Source organism: Flavobacterium noncentrifugens (assembly GCF_900100375.1).
Taxonomy (GTDB): Bacteria; Bacteroidota; Bacteroidia; order Flavobacteriales; family Flavobacteriaceae; genus Flavobacterium; species Flavobacterium noncentrifugens.
In genome coordinates this window covers 899,446-918,247 of record NZ_FNEZ01000001.1, presented here as the reverse complement: position 1 = coordinate 918,247, position 18,802 = coordinate 899,446, and the positions used below count along the sequence as shown (strand labels likewise).

Genomic DNA, 18,802 nt, shown 5'->3' with positions numbered 1-18,802 from the left:
ACCTCATCAAAAAAGACGATTCCCAAACGCCCGAACGCAAAAAAATTGGTTACAAATCATGACAAAAATTAGCATTTTAGGTTGCGGCTGGCTCGGATTTCCATTGGCGAAAGCCTTGATTTCAAAAAATTTTGAAGTTTATGGATCGACCACTTCGGAAAGTCAATTGGCTTTGCTTCAAAATTTCGGGATCGAACCTTTTTTAATTTCGGTTTCTGAATCTGGAATCAGCGGAAATGTTTCAGATTTCTTAAATTCCAATATTTTAATTGTGGATATTCCGCCAAAATTGCGCGGTTTGGAGAAAGAAAATTTCGTTTCAAAAATCCAAAATCTGATTTATCGTATTGAAAGTTCTACAATCCAAAAAGTGCTTTTCATCAGTTCGACTTCCGTTTATGCCGACGAAAACGCAATAATTACCGAAGAAAAAATTCCAAACCCAGATACCGAAAGCGGCCGCCAATTGTATGAATCGGAACAGCTTTTGCAAAAAAATAAAAATTTTAAAACGACGATTCTTCGATTTGGCGGACTTATCGGTGATGACCGCCATCCGATAAAATTCCTCGCCGGAAGAGAAAATCTTGAAAATCCCGACGGCCCGATCAATCTCATCCATCAAAAAGACTGCATTGGAATTATCCTGAAAATCATCAAAAATGAAATCTGGAACGAAACTTTCAATGCCGCTACGCCTTTTCATCCGACAAGGGAAAATTATTATACCGAAAAAGCAAAATCTGAAAATCTTCCAGAGCCAAAATTCAACCATGAAAAAATCTCCGTAGGAAAAACCATTGATTCTCAAAAACTTCAAGAAATCCTCAGTTACGATTTTACCTTCAAAAAATTATAAATCGGTTTTCGCTTTTTAATTGACGTAAACTCAAATACCTTTGCAGCAACAAATTTTTTATGACTGCAAACACAGAAAAAGCCGTAAAAGCCACCTACCTCAGCATATTGGGAAATCTGGGTTTGGCTTTAGTTAAATGCTTCGCAGGTTATTTTGGGAATTCCTATGCGCTTATCGCCGACGCGATCGAATCGGCTTCAGATGTTTTTTCGTCGCTGCTCGTATTGTTCGGACTCAAATATTCTTCGCGGCCAGCCGATGAAAACCATCCTTACGGACACGGAAAAGCCGAAGCTTTGGTCACTTTTGCAGTAGTCGGTTTTCTTGTAATTTCGGCGACGATCATTGCTTACGAAAGTATCGACCACATTCGAACGCCACACAAAACACCCGAAAGCTGGACACTGTATATTCTTGCTGCGATCATTTTAACGAAAGAAATTTTTTACAGGATCATTTCGAAAAAAAGTGACGAAACAAACAGTTCTTCGCTTAAAGCAGATGCATGGCACCACCGCAGCGATGCGATTACTTCGCTGATGGCGTTTATCGGGATTTCAATTGCGATTTTTATGGGTCCGGGTTATGAAACTGCCGATGACTGGGCGGCTTTACTGGCTTCGGGATTTATCATTTACAATGCGTACCTGATTTTTCGACCGGCGCTGGGTGAAATTCTTGACGAACATTTGTATGACGACCTGATTGTGAAAATCCGCGAGATTTCGACAACGGTCGATGGCGTGATCGATACCGAAAAATGCTATGTCAGAAAAACCGGAATGATGTATCTGGTTGATTTGCACCTGATCGTAAAAGGCGAAATTACCGTTACTGAAGGCCACGAAATTGCACACCGTTTAAAAGATACGATCCAGGAAAAATTGCCTGAAATCGCCGATGTTTTGATCCACGTTGAGCCATACGAACTCAATATTAAATAAAAATCCCGGACGCGAATCCAGGATTTTGTTTTTGGCTTACCAAATTTTTACTCTTTTATCAGGTTCAACAAACATGCCGTCACCTTTCCTGATCCCGAAGGCTTCGTAAAACGCATCAATGTTCTGCAGAGGCACATACCCGCGGAACATTCCCGGAGAATGCGGGTCGGTTTTAACCTGGTTTTTCAAGGCTTCATCGCGCATTTTCGAACGCCAGATCGTGGCATACGAAATGAAAAAACGCTGTTGCGGCGTGTAGCCATCGATCAATCCCGGATTTCCATTTTCTTTTAAATCCAGTTGCAAAGCGTCATAAGCGACATTGATTCCGCCCAAGTCGCCGATATTTTCTCCTAATGTAAATTTTCCATCCACATGAACACCCGGAAGTGGTTCCAAGGCACTAAACTGGTCTGCCAAAGCGCTGCTCATGGCCGTAAATTGTTTCAGGTCATCAGCTGTCCACCAGTCGATAAGATTTCCATCCGCATCATATTTCGATCCCGAATCGTCAAAACCGTGTGACAATTCATGCCCGATTACCGCTCCGATCGCACCATAATTTACCGCTTCATCGGCTTTGTAATCGTAAAATGGCGGCTGTAGAATGGCGGCCGGAAATACGATTTCATTATACGACGGATTGTAATAGGCATTTACCGTTTGCGGCGACATCAGCCATTCGGTTTTGTCGACCGGTTTGTTGAGTTTGGCCAGTTCTTTCCTGTGGTTCCAGATGGCGATGCTTTTTGAATCGTCATAATAATTTCCGCCTTCAGCGATGCTTTTGACTTCAAGTGCAGAATAGTCTTTCCATTTGTCGGGATAACCGATTTTAATAGTGACTTTATGCAATTTTTCGATGGCTTTTTTCTTGGTTGCTGCCGACATCCACGCCAGGTTGTTGATTCGGGTTTCGTAAGCGCGAATAATGTTCCGGATCATTTTCTCTGCTTTGGCTTTGGCTTGAGCCGGAAATTTTTTCTCGACATACAATTTGCCCAACGCTTCTCCTACAGAACCATTTACCGTCTGCAAGGCGCGTTCGTCAAGCGGACGTAATTTTTTGGCTCCGGTTAAGGTTTTTCCGTAAAAATCCCAGTTGGCACGGCCAATATCCATTGACAATTTCCCCGCGCTTTTGTTCAGTAAAGTCCAACGCAAATACGCTTTCCAGGCAGCGACATTGTTTTCCTTTAATAAAGTTTCGAGTTCCTGCATGTATTTCGGCTGGGAAACGACAACCGTGTCAAGCGTAATGATTCCAATTCCGGAAAAGTATTTTTTCCAGTCGATCGAAGGCGTCAGTTTCTGCAATTCGGCAACTGTCATCGGATTGTAGCTTTTACTGTCGTCACGCGCTTCTACCCGATCGAATTTTGACCTGGACATTTCAGTTTCAAATGCTAGGATCTGGTCGGCATGGATTTTCGCATCAGCCGGTTTTTCTCCGAGATATTGTAGCATTCTCGTGACGTGCAACACGTATTTGTCGCGTTTTTCTTTCGAGTCTTTTTCATCCGAAATATAATAATCGCGATCCGGAAGCCCGAGCGATCCCGGATAAAGCGTCACGACATTTTTATTGCTGTCTTTGGCATCCGAGCCAATTCCGATTCCGATAAATCCAATTCCGCCGTAAGTCTCCGTTTCGATAAGCAATTGCTGCAAATCATTTGCGTTTTTTATTGCATCGATTTTGGCAAGCAGCGGTTTGATCGGCGCGATGCCCTGCTTATTCCTGGCGACAGTATCTAAGACTGCGCGGTATAAATTGATCGCCTTTCCCTGGTCGGTATTCGATTTGTATTTTGGGTCTTTTGACGCTTCGTTTAAAATGTCGAGTGCGTCTTTGTCTGTTTTCTGGCGCAATTCATCTGCACTTCCCCAACGCGTTTTGTCGCTTGGGATTTCGTTTTTGTCGAGCCAGCTTCCGTTTACAAAACGGTAAAAATTATCCGTTGGCTTTGTCGATTTGTCCATGTTTGCCGTGTTGATTCCGGGTTTTGATTCCTGCGCATCGGCAGCATTAAGAACCATAAGCGCCGGAACGAGCAGCAAATGGTGCTTCTTAAAGTGGTAGTTCATTTTTGAGTGGTAGTTTAATTGCCGCAAAAATATCAATTTAACAATGCAAAACTGTTAATTTTTAGTTGGAATTCAATGTGTTAATTCGGATAGAAACCAAAGGTGTTTTTGTATTTTTGCATCAAATTTCCACCATGTTCGAATTCTTTAAAAAATACAGGACTTTTTTCCGCGTCATGGCGGTCATTTCGGTCATTATTATCACGCTTTTTTATTTTGCTTTGAAGCCGAAGAAAATGCTTCCGATTTACAATCCAGGCGACGTAAATCCTGAATTGGTCGATAGCACCGTGCAATACATCAAACGAAACCACACGATTGCTGATTTTTCATTCATCAACCAAAACGGAAAAACGATTACACAGAAAGATTACGAAGGCAAGATTTATGTAGCCGATTTTTTCTTTACAACCTGCGGCTCAATCTGCCCGAAAATGACTGCAAATTTAGTCGATGTCCAAAAAGCGATTTTAAACAATCCGAAAGTCATGTTGCTTTCACACACGGTAACTCCGGAAATCGACAGTGTTCCCGTTCTCAAAAAATATGCGCTTGAAAAAGGCGTTATCGACAGCAAATGGAACCTTGTGACCGGTGACAAAAAGGAAATTTATACCATGGCGCGAAAATCGTATCTCGCGGTAAAATTAGGCAAGCCTGATGAATTGTATGATATGGTGCACACTGAAAACTTTGTGCTTGTCGATACCAAACGACGCGTCCGCGGATTTTATGACGGAACAAAAAAAGAAGACATTCAAAGGCTGATCGCCGATATCAATTGGCTTTCGGCTCAGGAAGAGTAACCAATAAAAATCGAATTTTAGCTTTTCATTCGTATAAATATATGTACTTTTGCAATCTAAATTCAATCTAAATAAGATTTGCAAACTACGATCCATTCACTCAAAAAAGGCGAAAAGGCCATCATCATGGAATTTGACCTTGATGCTGTTCCCCTGAAACTTTTAGAAATGGGCTGCTTGCCTGGAAACATAGTGGAGTTGCTGCAGATTGCGCCTTTGGGCGATCCTTTATATTTGGATATTAACGGTTCGCATCTCGCCATCCGGATTGAAACTGCCAAAGAAATCATTGTTGATATTATTTCCTAATGAGCCACGAAAATATCAACATCGCATTGATCGGAAACCCGAATACAGGGAAAACTTCACTTTTTAACCAGCTCACCGGACTCAACCAGCAGGTTGGGAATTATCCGGGAATTACAGTTGAAAAGAAAATCGGGTTCTGCAAACTGCCGCACAATATCAAGGCAAACATCCTGGATTTGCCCGGAACGTACAGCCTGAATGCGAGTTCGATCGATGAAAATGTCGTGATCGAATTGCTGCTCAACAGAAACGACAAACTTTTCCCCGATGTCGCTTTGGTGGTCACCGATGTAGAAAACCTCAAACGAAATTTACTCCTTTTTACCCAGATCAAAGACCTTGAAATCCCAACGATCTTAGTCATCAACATGGCCGATCGCATGGAATACAAAGGCATTTCGCTCGATCTTCCGCATCTTGAACAAGAACTCAAAACAAAAATTGCCTTGATCAGTTCGCGAAAAGGCCTCGGAATCGAAGAATTAAAAAATTTAATCGTTACCTATAAAACGCTTTCAACAGAACCGTGTTTGAACGCTTCGGAAATCGATTCCGATTATTTTAACCATTTGCGGAAAGCATTTCCAAACCAGCTGCTGTATAAATTGTGGCTTGTGATTACGCAGGATGCCAACTTCGCAAATTTGGACCGGCATGAAATCCGGAATTCTTATACCAAATCACTGTCGGAACTCAAAAGGTTGCAGCAAAAAGAAACGATCAAGCGTTACCAGTTTATCAATAATGTTTTAAAAGTTGGGCAAACCATTGACAAAGCAGTTGCAAAGGATTTTAGCAGCAGGTTAGACCGCATTTTGACTCATAAAGTTTGGGGTTATGTAATTTTCTTTGCCATTTTATTCGTGATTTTCCAGTCGATTTTTGACTGGTCGAGTTACCCGATGGATTTTATCGATACGACATTCGCAAATTTAAGCTCGTACGCTGCAGCACATTTACAGCCCGGCGTTTTAACAGATCTGGTTTCGCAAGGCATCATTCCTGGAATTGGCGGCATTGTGATTTTCATCCCACAAATTGCGTTTTTATTTCTATTCATTTCGATACTCGAGGAAAGCGGTTATATGAGTCGCGTGGTTTTTTTGATGGATAAGATCATGCGAAAATTCGGCCTCAGCGGGAAAAGCGTCGTCCCGTTAATTTCAGGAACTGCCTGTGCAATTCCGGCGATTATGGCGACGCGAAATATCGAAAACTGGAAAGAAAGACTGATCACGATTTTAGTCACGCCGTTTACAACCTGTTCTGCGCGATTGCCGGTTTATGCGATCATTATTGCACTCGTAATCCCAAATGAACGCGTACTTGGAATACTGAATTTGCAAGGCTTGACGCTGATGTTGCTGTATTTATTAGGTTTCGGAATGGCGATTTTTTCATCATACATTCTGAATCTGATCCTGAAAGTCAAAGGCAAAACATTCTTCGTCGTTGAAATGCCGAATTACAAATTGCCATTGTTTAAAAATGTTGCGATCAACGTACTTGAAAAAACCAAGGCTTTCGTGACCGGTGCCGGAAAAATCATTCTTGCCATTTCGATTATTTTGTGGTTTCTTGCCTCTTACGGACCGGGGAAAAATTTCAGCAATGCCGAAGCCATTGTCATTGAAAAAACACAACACAGCAATTTATCCGAAACCGGACTTGAAAATGCCGTGGCCGCGCACAAACTTGAAAACTCTTATATCGGTTTGATGGGAAAAACCATTGAGCCTGTGATTTCGCCTTTAGGCTACGATTGGAAAATCGGGATCGCGATCATCAGTTCCTTTGCCGCGCGTGAAGTTTTCGTAGGAACATTGGCCACGATTTACAGCGTTGGCGGAAGCGATAACGACGAAACCATCAAAAATAAAATGGCTGCCGAGATCAATCCGATCACCGGAAAAAAAGTATTCAATTTTGCCAGCGGAATTTCATTATTGCTGTTTTATGCGTTTGCCATGCAGTGCGCGAGTACGCTTGCCGTAACGAAAAAAGAAACAAATACGTGGAAATGGCCGGCGGCGCAATTGGTGTTTATGAGCGCTTTCGCGTATGTTGTGGCATTAATTGCTTACCAACTTTTAAAATAAAATCATGGCACAGGAAATCATCGCTTTTGCATTGCTCGGACTGGCTGTTTTTTTTCTGGTCCGGAAATTCTTTTTTAAGAAGAAGAAAAAATCCGGTGATTGCGGCACCGATTGCGGCTGCAGTTAAAGCAATTTGACATATAAGTTTGCAGCAATTTTATTTGAAACCACCAATTCTTTCTGGTCGACTTTTATTTTTAGCGACGCATCGAAAGTTTCTTTTGAAAGGACTTCAATTGTTGAACCGAGCGCAATTTGCTGCTTGTCCAGGTATTTTAAAAATTCCGACGACGTATCTTTTACGCCTACGCAGATTCCTTTTTGCTCCAATGGAAATTCCGATAACAGTTGTTTTTCGATTTTGACGATCTGTCCGTTTGCGTCCGGAATTGGGTCGCCGTGCGGATCTTCGGTTGGATTGCCGAGAAAATCGTCAAGCTTGTTGATGAGCTTTTCCGATTTGATGTGTTCGAGTTGTTCGGCGATATCGTGCACTTCATCCCATGAAAAATCAAGTTTTTCAACTAAGAAAACTTCCCACAAACGGTGTTTTCGGACAATCATTTTAGCAGACAATCTTCCTTTTTGAGTCAGCGAAACACCCTGGTATTTTTTATAATTGACGAGGTCTTTTTCAGCGAGTTTCTTTAGCATGTCTGTTACCGATGATGCTTTGGTTTCCATTTTTTCGGCAATCGCGTTCGTGCTGATCTCCGAATCGGAAACGATCGTTAAATGGTAAATGGTTTTGAGGTAATTTTCTTCTGAAAAAGTCATTTGATTACGAATTGGGATTTTTGATTTACGAAAAAAATTCTTTCAGTATCCGGGCACATTAGCCCTGATGGAAGCGGCATCCTTTTTATTTTTTGACAGATTTCCTAGCCTGCAAAACGCTTGATAAAAATAAAAAGATACAGCGGACAGCAGGAAACAGCTGCTTAATTCTTCACAATAAATAACGGAATGTTGATCCTGTGCCGCACTTTATCAACCGTTGTACCAAGAATTAAATCCTTAAAACCCGTGTGGCCGTGTGTTCCCATAACCAACACATCGAAATTTCCTTCATTTACGATTTTCGGGATGCCTTTTCCAGGTTCGCCAAATGCGAGTTTGGTGTTGATTTTATAGCCGTGATCGGTTAACATTTTTTCATATTGTAGCAGCAATTGTTCGTCGACAGAAGTTTCATGATCGACAACCTGATCGCCATATAAAATGGCCCCGACGGTTTCAACTACGTGAATTAAAGTATAATTTGCTTCAATTCCGCCAAGCGCGAATGCATTGTTGAGCGCAGATTCGTCGGCATTTGAGAAATCTACAGTAACGGCGATATTCTTTTTACTGTACACTCCAGCACTTATAAATTTAAGTTTGAGGCTGTGTGGCGAATGGTTGTAAATGTCGACTTTGGGTTTTGCAAAAAAGGGTTGAAAAACAATGTACAACAGCAAAAACAAAAATGCAAATGCGAGCGGAACAACCGTAAACCAAAGCAATGTTGGATTTTCTGCCGAATCGAGCCAGCCTTTGATTTCATCATAAACGAGTTTGGCATTTAATGAAACGATAATCAAAGCAATGAGCCACGACGCGATTTTTGTAGGCGTGCTGATGTGGAAACCTTTCATTTTCGACTTGTCGCTGACAAAATGTATTAACGGAATGATCGCAAAACCGAGCTGTAAACTCAACACTACCTGGCTGAAGATCAACAGTTTTCCGGTGACGCTTTCGCCGAAAATATAAATTACGATGACTGCGGGAACGATGGCGATCAATCTTGTAATGATTCTGCGAACCCACGGTTTCATTCGGAAATTTAGATAACCTTCCATGATAATTTGCCCGGCGAGCGTTCCAGTTACTGTCGAACTTTGCCCGGCGGCGATCAAGGCAACGGCAAATAAAATCGGTGCCCATTTGTTTCCGAGCAGCGGTTCGAGGAATTTGTGGGCGTCCTGGATCTCGGCAACCTCATACATTCCGGCTTTGTGGAACGTGGCTGCGGCCAATATTAAAATTGCGGCGTTTACAAAAAAGGCAAGGTTTAATGCAATCGTCGAATCGATAAAATTGTATCTGAGCGCCTGCTTGATTCCGTCTTTCGTTCGGTCGAATTTTCTCGTTTGGACCAACGAAGAATGCAGGTATAAATTGTGCGGCATGACCGTAGCCCCGATGATTCCGATCGCGATGTAAAGTGCTGCCGGGCCGGGCAATGACGGAATTAATCCGGCAACCACTTTGCCCATTTCAGGCTGTGCAAAGATCATTTCGAAGATGAATGAAAATCCGATGATGGCGACGAGCGCAATGATAAATGCTTCCATTTTCCGCATGCCTTTGTTGATCAGGAACAACAATAAAAAAGTATCCAAAACGGTAAAAAGAACGGCGTCAATTAATGGAATCCCAAACAGTAAATTGAGTCCGATGGCCATTCCGAGCACTTCGGCCAGGTCACAGGCAGCGATTGCAATTTCCGCCAGGAAATATAAAATGTAATTGATGAATTTCGAATACGTTTCTCGTGAAGCCTGCGCAAGGTCGCGCTGTGTCACGATTCCGAGGCGCGCGCTCAAACTTTGCAGCAGCAGCGCCATGATGTTGCTCATCAGCAAAACCCAGATCAACGCGTAACCAAACTGGCTTCCGCCGGCAATGTCGGTCGCCCAGTTTCCAGGGTCCATGTAGCCGACACTGATTAAATAGGCCGGGCCTAAAAAGGCTAATATTTTTCTAAATCCTTTTGCTTTTCCTTGCGTTTGTACCGATTCGTGGACTTCTTCTAATGACTTTCCGCTCATGATTGAAATTTTACAACATCAAAAGTACATTATTTTTACGTTTTACAAAATAAATTTTTAGATTTGTCTAAAAAATAATTGTTATGAAACTTACAATCACATTCTCAATAGTATTGCTGGCGATTTCTTTGAATGTTGCGGCACAGGAAACCGAAAATGAAATGAAAAAATCGGAACCGATAGAAACCGATCGGCCAGACCAGACCGAAACGCCTTCAATTGTTCCGAAAGGCGTATTTCAGATGGAAAACGGATTTAGCTTTGAAAAAACCGACCGCCATTCAAAGTCATTTTTATTGCCTTCTTCATTGATTAAATACGGCGTGAACGGCAATTTTGAATTGCGCCTGATCACAGAATTTTCAGTTGAAAATACCGATGGCGCTAAAATTTCAGGTTTGAATCCGATACTCATTGGCTTTAAAGCCGCACTTGCTGAAGAAAAAGGCATCTGGCCAAAAACGTCGTTCATCGCGCATTTGATGATTCCGGAATTGGCTTCAGAAGAACTGAAAACAACTTATTATGCGCCGAGATTTCGCTTCACAATGCAGCACACTTTAACTGACAAGGTCAACCTTGGCTACAATTTAGGAGCAGAATGGGACGGGGAAAGTCCGGAACCGACATTTATTTATACTTTGACTGGCGGATTTTCACTGTCAGAAAAACTAGGATGTTATGTCGAACTTTACGGATTTGCCCCACAAAAGGATAAAGCCGATCACCGTTGCGACGGCGGATTTACGTATTTGATTTCGGACAATGTGATGATCGACGCTTCGGGCGGTTTTGGAATTTCTGAAAACGCTCCGGATTATTACACGGCTTTGGGATTTTCATTCCGATTGTAATTTATAACACAAAACTCCTTGACAATGCGAGTCTTTATAAAAAAGATCTAAACCATTAAGGAATTAAGTTTCATTAAGCCTTAATGGTTCTTAATTCCTTAATGGTTTTTAGGAAAACGCGATCTAAAAAACTACCTTTAGGTTTTTAATTTTGGAATGAAACACTACGATTACATTTTTGCTGGCGCGGGTTTATCGGCTTTGATGGCGGTTTATGAAATCGCGGTTTCGGGGAAATTTTCGGATAAAAGCATTTTGTTGCTGGATGCAGATTCGAAAAAAACAAACGACAGAACCTGGTGTTTCTGGGAAAAGCCAAACGGAAAATTTGATGCCATTGTTTCTAAAAAATGGAAAATTGCATGGTTTGCCCATGAAAATTTCAGGAGAATTTTAGATTTGAATCCGTATCAATACAAGATGATTTGCGGTCTGGATTTTTACAATTTTGTATTTGTTGAAATTTCGCTTCATCCGTACATTCACTTCATTAACCAAAAAGTCAATTCCATTTTAGAAAAAAACGATTTGGTTTTTATCGAAACAGCCTCCGAAACTTTTAGCTGTAATAAATTATTCAACAGCATTTACGATCCAAAATCAGCTTTAAGCCAACAACAATTCCCGGTTTTGCAGCAGCATTTCATTGGATGGAAAATCAAAACCGTACAAAAAATCTTTAATCCCGAATTGCCGACATTCATGGATTTCTCGATTCCGCAAAACGGAAATACAAGATTTATGTATGTTTTGCCAACATCTGAAAATGAAGCTTTGCTTGAATATACTTTGTTTTCAAAAGATTTACTTCCTGAAAAGGAATATGAAAATGCAATTGAAGATTACATTCAAAAACTCGGCATTTCAACTTATGAAATCATCGAAAAAGAACGCGGGCAAATTCCGATGACGTCATATCAATTCTGGAAAAAAAATACCAAAAACATTTTAAACATTGGCTCTGCCGGCGGCTGGACGAAAGCAAGCACTGGTTATACTTTTAAAAATACAATCAAAAAATCAAAAGCATTAATCGAATTTTCGCAACATGAAAATGACTTCACAAAATTCCATAAAACCAACAAATTCTGGTTTTACGATTTGTTGTTACTTGACATTTTAAGCGATAAAAACCACCTTGGAAGTTCCATTTTCTCATCAATGTTCAAATCTGGAAATCCAGCACTCATTTTTAAATTTCTCGACGAAGAAACTTCCCTTTACGAAGATTTAAAAGTCATTTTAAAATGTCCGAAACGGTTATTTATCAGCGCATTAATCAACAGGATTTTCAAAAATCAACCTGTAAAAACTATAAAATGATAACAAATCTTTATGATACGCATCATTTTCAAAACGCGATTTGTTGTTATCTTTGCTAAAATAACTTTCAACCTTTAATTAAAAGATTATGTATCCAGAAGAAATGGTAAGCCCAATGCGCGCTGAATTATCAGACGCGGGTTTTGAAGAATTATATAGTGCCGGCGCCGTAGAAAACGCGATCGCCAAGCCAGGAACGACGCTTGTTGTCGTGAATTCGGTTTGCGGATGTGCGGCAAGAAATGCACGCCCAGGTGCAAAACAGAGCTTAAATGGTGACAAAAAACCAGACCATTTGGTGACGGTTTTCGCCGGAGTGGACAAAGATGCAGTAGACGCAGCACGGGGATTCATGTTCCCTTTCCCGCCATCATCGCCAAGCATCGCCTTGTTTAAAGACGGCGAATTGGTGCACATGTTGGAGCGACACCACATTGAAGGCCGTCCGGCAGAATTGATCGCTGAAAATTTACAGGACGCTTTTAAAGAATTCTGTTAATCACAAAAAATTCAGTAAAAACCACGTTTCGTCGTGGTTTTTTTATTTGAAGCTAATCCTGCTTTCGCCTTTATCTTTGTTCGTGCCTCACAAAGGATACCGCCTCTATCAGGGCTAGGGCATTCGGTTTTAAAAGAAAGTTTTTACAACGAATTATCGATCTGCCGAAAACTTTGCCACTCCACAACTTTTCCCTAAATTTGCAGCCAAAATAATTCCAAACTTAAACCTGTTTATAGCATGCAACTGTACAACACTTTAAGCGCTGAGGAAAGAACGGCACTCATTGACAATGCCGGAAAACAGCGGCTCACGCTGTCTTTCTACGCCTATGCGCAAATTGAAAATCCCACACAATTCAGAAATGATCTTTTTTTAGCCTGGAATCCATTGGAGGTTTTAGGGAGAATTTACGTGGCACACGAAGGCATCAATGCCCAATTGTCATTGCCGGCAGATCATTTTTACGAATTTAAAGATACAATCGAAAAATACGATTTCATGAAAGGCATTCGCCTCAATGTTGCCGTAGAACAGGACGATTTTTCATTCCTAAAACTGACCGTAAAAGTCCGCGATAAAATTGTAGCCGACGGTTTGAACGACGAAACTTTCGATGCGACAAACATAGGAATTCATTTAAAAGCCAAGGAATTCAACGACCTGCTCGAAGATCCGGACACGATTGTTGTCGACATGCGCAACCATTACGAAAGCGAGATTGGGCATTTCACGAAAGCGATCAAACCTGATGTGGACACGTTTCGCGAATCGCTGCCGATTATTGAAGGACAACTTGCCGAACACAAATCAGACAAAAAATTACTGATGTATTGCACCGGCGGCATCCGTTGTGAGAAAGCCAGCGCGTATTTTAAGCACAAAGGTTTTGAAAACGTTTATCAGCTCGAAGGCGGCATCATCGAATACACAAGACAAGTGAAAGCCGAAGGTCTCGAAAGCAAATTCATCGGGAAAAATTTCGTTTTCGACCACCGCTTGGGCGAAAGAATTACAGATGATATCGTTTCCAATTGCCACCAATGCGGAAAACCGTGTGACGTGCATACCAATTGTGCTAACGAAGGTTGTCATTTATTATTCATCCAATGTGAAGCATGTGCGGCTGCAATGGAAGGCTGCTGTTCTAGCGAATGCGTTGACGTGATCCATCTTCCGGAAGACGAACAAAAAGCCATTCGCCGCGGCATCAAAAACGGCAACAAGATCTTCAAAAAAGGAAAATCGGAGGTGCTGACTTTTAAAAATACGGCTACAGCCAATGCCCTTGCCACCGACGTTTTGGAAAAGCCAAAAGCGGTAAAAGCGTCAAAAATTAAAAAAACGTATCTCGGAAAAGGGATTCATTTTTTTCCGAAAGCGAGCATTGGACAATTTTTGATTGAAGAAAACCAACTCAACATTGGCGACAAAATCCTAATCAAAGGCCCAACAACCGGAAGCCAGGAATTGGTTTTAGAAGAAATGTTTGTGAATGACAAAGCGTCTGGAAATGCGGTTTCCGGAGATTATTGCTCCTTAAAGCTGCCTTTCAGAATTCGATTGTCTGATAAATTATACAAACTGGACGTTTAATTTTTAAATCATCCAGCACGATTTCAACTGCTGAGTTGCCAATTACTATTGGTTTCTCGGCAGTTTTGTTTACGGATGAATCCATTGCCATAGCCCCGATAGCAGCCGGTATCCTTTGTGAGGGACGAACAAAGATAAAGGCGAATAGCGGGAATAGCTCTTGAAAAAATTAATTGACAATTAACGATGCCTTGATTGCCCTAATATCCTGACTCTTAATTTCTGCGCATTTGAAACTCAGCAACTCAGGAACTTGCCACTCAGCCACACTAAAACTTCTTACTTTTTGACTTTTGACTTTTGACTTTTGACTTTAAACTTTCCAACTAAAAAATACTATCTTTACGCGCAAAACGTTTTAAGAACTTAAATTGCGCGCGTCGCAATACTACATATATCATGGCATGTACAAGTTGTTCAACCTCAGATGGCGGAGCGCCAAAGGGTTGTAAAAATAATGGGACTTGCGGCACCGACAGCTGCAATAAATTAACGGTCTTTGACTGGCTTTCAAATATGAGCCTTCCCAATGGTGAAGCGCCTTTTGACTGCGTTGAAGTGCGTTTCAAGAACGGACGGAAAGAATTTTACAGAAATACGGAGAAACTGACTTTAAGCATCGGCGACATTATTGCGACCGAAGCGTCTCCGGGACACGACATCGGGATTGTAACTTTAACGGGTGAGCTCGTGCGCATCCAGATGAAGAAAAAAGGAGCAAACCACAAAAGCAGCGACGTTCCGAAAATTTACAGAAAAGCATCACAAAAAGATATCGACATTTGGTCGAATGCACGCGATAAGGAAGAGCCGATGAAGGTTCGCGCCCGTGAACTTGCGATTGGACACAAGCTCGAAATGAAGATTTCGGATATCGAATTCCAAGGCGACGGATCGAAAGCTACGTTTTATTATACGGCGAACGACCGTATTGATTTCAGGTTGCTGATCAAGGATTTTGCGAAGGAATTCAGCACCAGGATTGAGATGAAGCAGGTTGGTTTTCGCCAGGAAGCGGCGCGCTTGGGCGGAATTGGATCTTGCGGACGCGAGCTTTGTTGTTCGACCTGGTTAACCGATTTTAGAAGCGTCAATACTTCTGCAGCGCGTTACCAGCAGTTGTCACTGAATCCACAAAAACTCGCCGGACAATGCGGCAAATTAAAGTGCTGCCTCAATTATGAGCTCGACACGTATATGGATGCTTTAAAAGATTTCCCCGATTTTGATACCAAACTCATGACCGAAAAAGGGTTGGCCGTTTGCCAGAAACAGGACATTTTTAAAGGGCTGATGTGGTTTGCCTACACTGATAATTATGCGAACTGGCATGTGTTGAAAATCGAACAGGTTCGCGAAATCGTCGCTGAAAACAAGCTAAAGAACAAAGTGTCTTCACTTGAAGATTATGCTGTGGAAGAAGCGGCGGCTCCGGAAAAAGACTTCAACAATGCGATGGGCCAGGAAAGCTTGACGCGTTTTGACCAACCGAAGAAAAAGAAACGCCCGAGTAAGAACAAAAAGCAAACCGTTGGTGCCGAAAAAGCGCCAGGTTCAGAAGTCATAAAGCCTGCGGTAAAAGAAAACCGTCCCGCCGGAAACCAGCCACGTCCGGAAAGAGGACCGCGACCTGCAGGGCAAAAGCCCAGAGAAGGACAAAAACCGCGCGAAGGGCAACGTCCGCAAGGCAATCAAAACCAACAGAAACCGGCAAACAACGGCCCAAGACCGGCCGGAAATAAGATAATTCCAAATAAGAAAGATGAACCTAAAAAGTAGTCTGCTATTTTTTATTGTAGCCGTTTTACTCGTTTCATGCGATAAAAAAAGGGTTTTTGACGAATACAAATCGGTTGGAAAATCCTGGAACAAGGACAGCATTGTGAGTTTTGAGCTGCCGAAAATCGACACCACGAAGCAATACAATGCGTTTTTGAACATCCGCGACGACGACAATTATCCGTTCAGCAATTTGTTTGTGATCGTTTCGATGGAACAGCCAGATGGCGTTACCAAAGTCGATACACTCGAATACCAAATGGCTGATGCCGAAGGGAATTTACTCGGAAACGGATTCACAGATGTCAAGGAAAGCAAACTTGTTTTTAAGAAAAGAATGCAATTTAAATCGGGGATTTATAAAGTCCACATCCGTCAGGCGAACAGGCAAACCGGGAAAGTAACCGGTGTTCCGCAACTCAACGGAATTACCGAAGTAGGTTTCAGATTAGAAAAATTAGATTAAGATTTTATGGCTGCCAAAAAAAATAACACTACAAAAGATTTCAATCATTACAAGTGGCAATTCTGGAAGATTTTCCTTTATACGCTGGGCGGACTTGCCTTGTTTTTCATCCTTGCTTCCTGGGGCGTTTTCGGGTCGATGCCTTCGTTTGAAGATCTAGAGAACCCGGATTCGAACTTAGCGACTGAAGTCATTTCTACAGATGGCGTAACGATTGGGAAATTCTACAATGAAAACCGCACGCCGATTAAATATGCCGATTTGCCGAAACATCTTGTCGATGCGTTGGTTGCCACCGAAGACGAGCGTTTTTACGAGCATTCGGGAATTGACGGCCGCGGAACAATGAGAGCGGTTTTAAGTTTCGGAACCAGCGGCGGTGCAAGTACGCTTACACAGCAATTGGCCAAATTGTTATTCCACGGAGAAGGTTCAAGATTTCTTCCTTTGCGGATCATCCAAAAAGCAAAAGAGTGGATCATTGCCATCCGACTTGAGCGTCAATACACTAAAAATGAAATCATTGCAATGTATTTGAACAAAGCCGATTTTGTCAATACGGCAGTCGGGATACGTTCGGCATCAAAAGTATATTTCGGAAAAGAACCGCGCGATTTAACGATCGATGAAGGTGCAATGCTCGTTGGGATGCTTAAAAATCCATCGCTTTTCAATCCGATCAAAAGAATCGAAAAAGTAACGTTGAGAAGAAATACAGTATTGGGCCAAATGGTCAAAAATGGTTTCTTAGAAGAATCCGCGAAAGCGCAACTCGAGAAAAAACCCATCGTTTTACACTTCCAGCCGGAAAGCCATAAAGAAGGAATTGCGACGTATTTCCGTGAATATTTACGTGATTTCATGAAAAGATGGACAAAAGAAAATAAAAAATCCGACGGTTCAGAATTCGACATTTACAAAGACGGACTCAAAATTTACGTCACCATTGATTCGCGCATGCAAACCTATGCCGAAGATGCAGTCACGCAGCATTTAACCAACCTGCAAAAGGAATTTGTGATCGACCAGAAAGACAATAAAAATGCGCCATTCATCAAACTCAGCGATGCAGAAACCCAAAAACTGATGATGCAGGCGATGAAAACGTCCGACCGTTGGAAGCAAATGGCCGCGCAGGACAAAAGCGAATCCGACATTATCAAATCATTCGGCGTAAAAACCAAAATGAAAGTGTTTACCTGGAAAGGCGAACGCGACACCATATTAACGCCAACAGATTCAATCCGTTATTACAAAAGTTTCTTACAATCAGGTTTAATGGCGATGGAGCCGCAAACCGGGCACGTAAAAGCGTGGGTGGGCGGAATTAACTACAAATACTTCCAATACGACCACGTTGGGCAAGGCGCGCGACAGGTGGGTTCGACTTTCAAACCGTTCGTTTACGCAACTGCGATTGAACAGTTAAATATGTCTCCGTGTGATTCGATTATCGATTCGCCGTTCACGATCCCAAAAGGGCGCCACAACGTGACAGAATCCTGGACGCCAAGCAATTCAAATGGCGAATACCGCGGCATGGTGACTTTAAAAAAAGCGCTTGCCCTTTCAATCAATACGGTTTCTGCAAAGTTGATTGACAAAGTCGGCCCCGAAGCGGTGGTCGAATTAACGCACAAACTCGGTGTCAATTCAGACATTCCAGCGCAGCCATCCATCGCGCTTGGAGCTGTAGAAATTACAGTTCAGGACATGGTTGCTGCATATAGCACGTTTGCAAATGAAGGCGTTTACATCAAACCGCAGTTCATTACTAGGATTGAAGATAAAAATGGTGTTGTGATTTACGAGCCAGTTCCGGAATCGCACGATGTTCTCAATAAAGACATCGCTTTCGCAGTCATAAAACTGCTTGAAGGCGTTACCGAAAGCGGCTCAGGCGCGCGTTTGCGCACACAAGGCGGCGGAAATGGTTACAACCGCGTCACTGGTTATCCATACATGTTCACTAACCCAATTGCCGGTAAAACCGGAACTTCACAAAAACAATCCGACGGTTGGTTTATGGGCATGGTGCCGAATTTATGCACCGGAATCTGGGTGGGCTGCGAAGACCGTTCGGCGCATTTCCGGGGAATTACTTATGGCCAGGGCGCAACTGCAGCTTTGCCGATCTGGGGAATTTTTATGAAAAAATGTTATGCCGATAAGGATTTGAACATCTCCAAAAAAGATTTCGACCGCCCTAAAAACCTTTCAATCAAAGTGGATTGCTGGGTTCCGGTAAAAGACACTACGGCGACTGAATTTGAGCAGGACACGGACGAATTTTCATTATAAATTAAAACCATGAAGCGATGATCTCAATTGCTTCATGGTTTTTATTAGGAGCTATTTCCCGCT

At 42.2% G+C, this 18,802-nt stretch carries 16 protein-coding genes; 13 read left to right on the top strand and 3 right to left on the bottom strand.

Translation table 11 applies throughout. The features are described from left to right. The first annotated feature begins 58 nt into the window (after positions 1–58). Both BLS32_RS04070 and BLS32_RS04065 read left to right on the top strand, forming a co-directional pair. A complete protein-coding gene (locus tag BLS32_RS04070; protein WP_091392109.1) occupies positions 59–859 on the top strand; it encodes an SDR family oxidoreductase in 801 nt (266 codons plus the stop codon). A gap of 59 nt (positions 860–918) precedes the next feature. Further along, entirely contained in the window at positions 919–1,803 is an 885-nt protein-coding gene (locus BLS32_RS04065; RefSeq protein WP_091392107.1) for a cation diffusion facilitator family transporter, read from the top strand. A 36-nt stretch (positions 1,804–1,839) separates the two neighbouring features. On the opposite strand, the gene BLS32_RS04060 is transcribed toward BLS32_RS04065, so the two are convergent. Next, positions 1,840–3,891 (bottom strand): M13 family metallopeptidase, encoded by a 2,052-nt coding sequence (locus tag BLS32_RS04060; protein ID WP_091392105.1) that lies wholly within the window; start codon positions 3,889–3,891, stop codon positions 1,840–1,842. 134 nt (positions 3,892–4,025) lie between these two features. On the opposite strand from BLS32_RS04060, the gene BLS32_RS04055 reads away from it, so the two are divergent. The 4 genes from BLS32_RS04055 (at position 4,026) to BLS32_RS04040 (ending at position 7,232) form a co-directional block, all read left to right on the top strand. Next, complete coding sequence (locus BLS32_RS04055; protein WP_091392104.1) at positions 4,026–4,697, top strand: SCO family protein; 672 nt, start codon at positions 4,026–4,028, stop codon at positions 4,695–4,697. Positions 4,698–4,775: 78 nt separating this feature from the next. Beyond that, positions 4,776–5,006 carry a FeoA family protein gene (locus BLS32_RS04050; RefSeq protein ID WP_091392102.1) on the top strand — a complete coding sequence of 77 codons (231 nt, stop codon included), beginning with the start codon at positions 4,776–4,778 and terminating at the stop codon, positions 5,004–5,006. Then, positions 5,006–7,105, top strand: a complete 2,100-nt coding sequence (gene feoB, locus BLS32_RS04045) for a ferrous iron transport protein B (RefSeq protein WP_091392100.1) — start codon at positions 5,006–5,008, stop codon at positions 7,103–7,105. The genes BLS32_RS04050 and feoB overlap by 1 nt, the downstream gene beginning before the upstream one ends. 4 nt (positions 7,106–7,109) lie before the next feature. Then, positions 7,110–7,232, top strand: coding sequence for a FeoB-associated Cys-rich membrane protein (locus BLS32_RS04040; RefSeq protein ID WP_091392098.1), 123 nt, complete (start codon positions 7,110–7,112; stop codon positions 7,230–7,232). On the opposite strand, the gene BLS32_RS04035 is transcribed toward BLS32_RS04040, so the two are convergent. Further along, complete coding sequence (locus tag BLS32_RS04035) at positions 7,229–7,882, bottom strand: metal-dependent transcriptional regulator (RefSeq protein ID WP_091392096.1); 654 nt, start codon at positions 7,880–7,882, stop codon at positions 7,229–7,231. The two genes, BLS32_RS04040 and BLS32_RS04035, sit on opposite strands and share 4 nt — an antisense overlap. Before the next feature lie 164 nt (positions 7,883–8,046). Beyond that, positions 8,047–9,921: an Nramp family divalent metal transporter gene (locus BLS32_RS04030; protein WP_091392093.1), complete on the bottom strand. Its 1,875-nt coding sequence runs from the start codon at positions 9,919–9,921 to the stop codon at positions 8,047–8,049. An 83-nt stretch (positions 9,922–10,004) separates the two neighbouring features. Between BLS32_RS04030 and BLS32_RS04025 the strand changes: the two genes are divergently transcribed. The 7 genes from BLS32_RS04025 to BLS32_RS03995 all read left to right on the top strand — a co-directional run bounded on the left by BLS32_RS04025 (position 10,005) and on the right by BLS32_RS03995 (position 18,739). Continuing rightward, complete coding sequence (locus BLS32_RS04025) at positions 10,005–10,775, top strand: transporter (protein ID WP_091392091.1); 771 nt, start codon at positions 10,005–10,007, stop codon at positions 10,773–10,775. A 156-nt stretch (positions 10,776–10,931) separates the two neighbouring features. Further along, positions 10,932–12,098: a lycopene cyclase family protein gene (locus BLS32_RS04020; protein WP_091392089.1), complete on the top strand. Its 1,167-nt coding sequence runs from the start codon at positions 10,932–10,934 to the stop codon at positions 12,096–12,098. 88 nt (positions 12,099–12,186) lie between these two features. Next, on the top strand, positions 12,187–12,597 hold the full coding sequence (locus BLS32_RS04015; protein ID WP_091392086.1) for a BrxA/BrxB family bacilliredoxin: 411 nt from the start codon (positions 12,187–12,189) through the stop codon (positions 12,595–12,597). A gap of 240 nt (positions 12,598–12,837) precedes the next feature. Next, positions 12,838–14,193, top strand: coding sequence for an oxygen-dependent tRNA uridine(34) hydroxylase TrhO (trhO, locus tag BLS32_RS04010; RefSeq protein ID WP_091392084.1), 1,356 nt, complete (start codon positions 12,838–12,840; stop codon positions 14,191–14,193). A 399-nt stretch (positions 14,194–14,592) separates the two neighbouring features. Next, positions 14,593–15,972, top strand: a complete 1,380-nt coding sequence (gene ricT / locus BLS32_RS04005; protein WP_091392081.1) for a PSP1 domain-containing protein — start codon at positions 14,593–14,595, stop codon at positions 15,970–15,972. Beyond that, positions 15,956–16,438, top strand: coding sequence for a gliding motility lipoprotein GldH (locus BLS32_RS04000; RefSeq protein ID WP_091392079.1), 483 nt, complete (start codon positions 15,956–15,958; stop codon positions 16,436–16,438). Before ricT ends, BLS32_RS04000 begins: the two co-directional genes overlap by 17 nt. Positions 16,439–16,444: 6 nt before the next feature. Further along, positions 16,445–18,739: a penicillin-binding protein 1A gene (locus tag BLS32_RS03995; RefSeq protein WP_091392077.1), complete on the top strand. Its 2,295-nt coding sequence runs from the start codon at positions 16,445–16,447 to the stop codon at positions 18,737–18,739. The last annotated feature ends 63 nt before the right edge of the window (positions 18,740–18,802 follow it).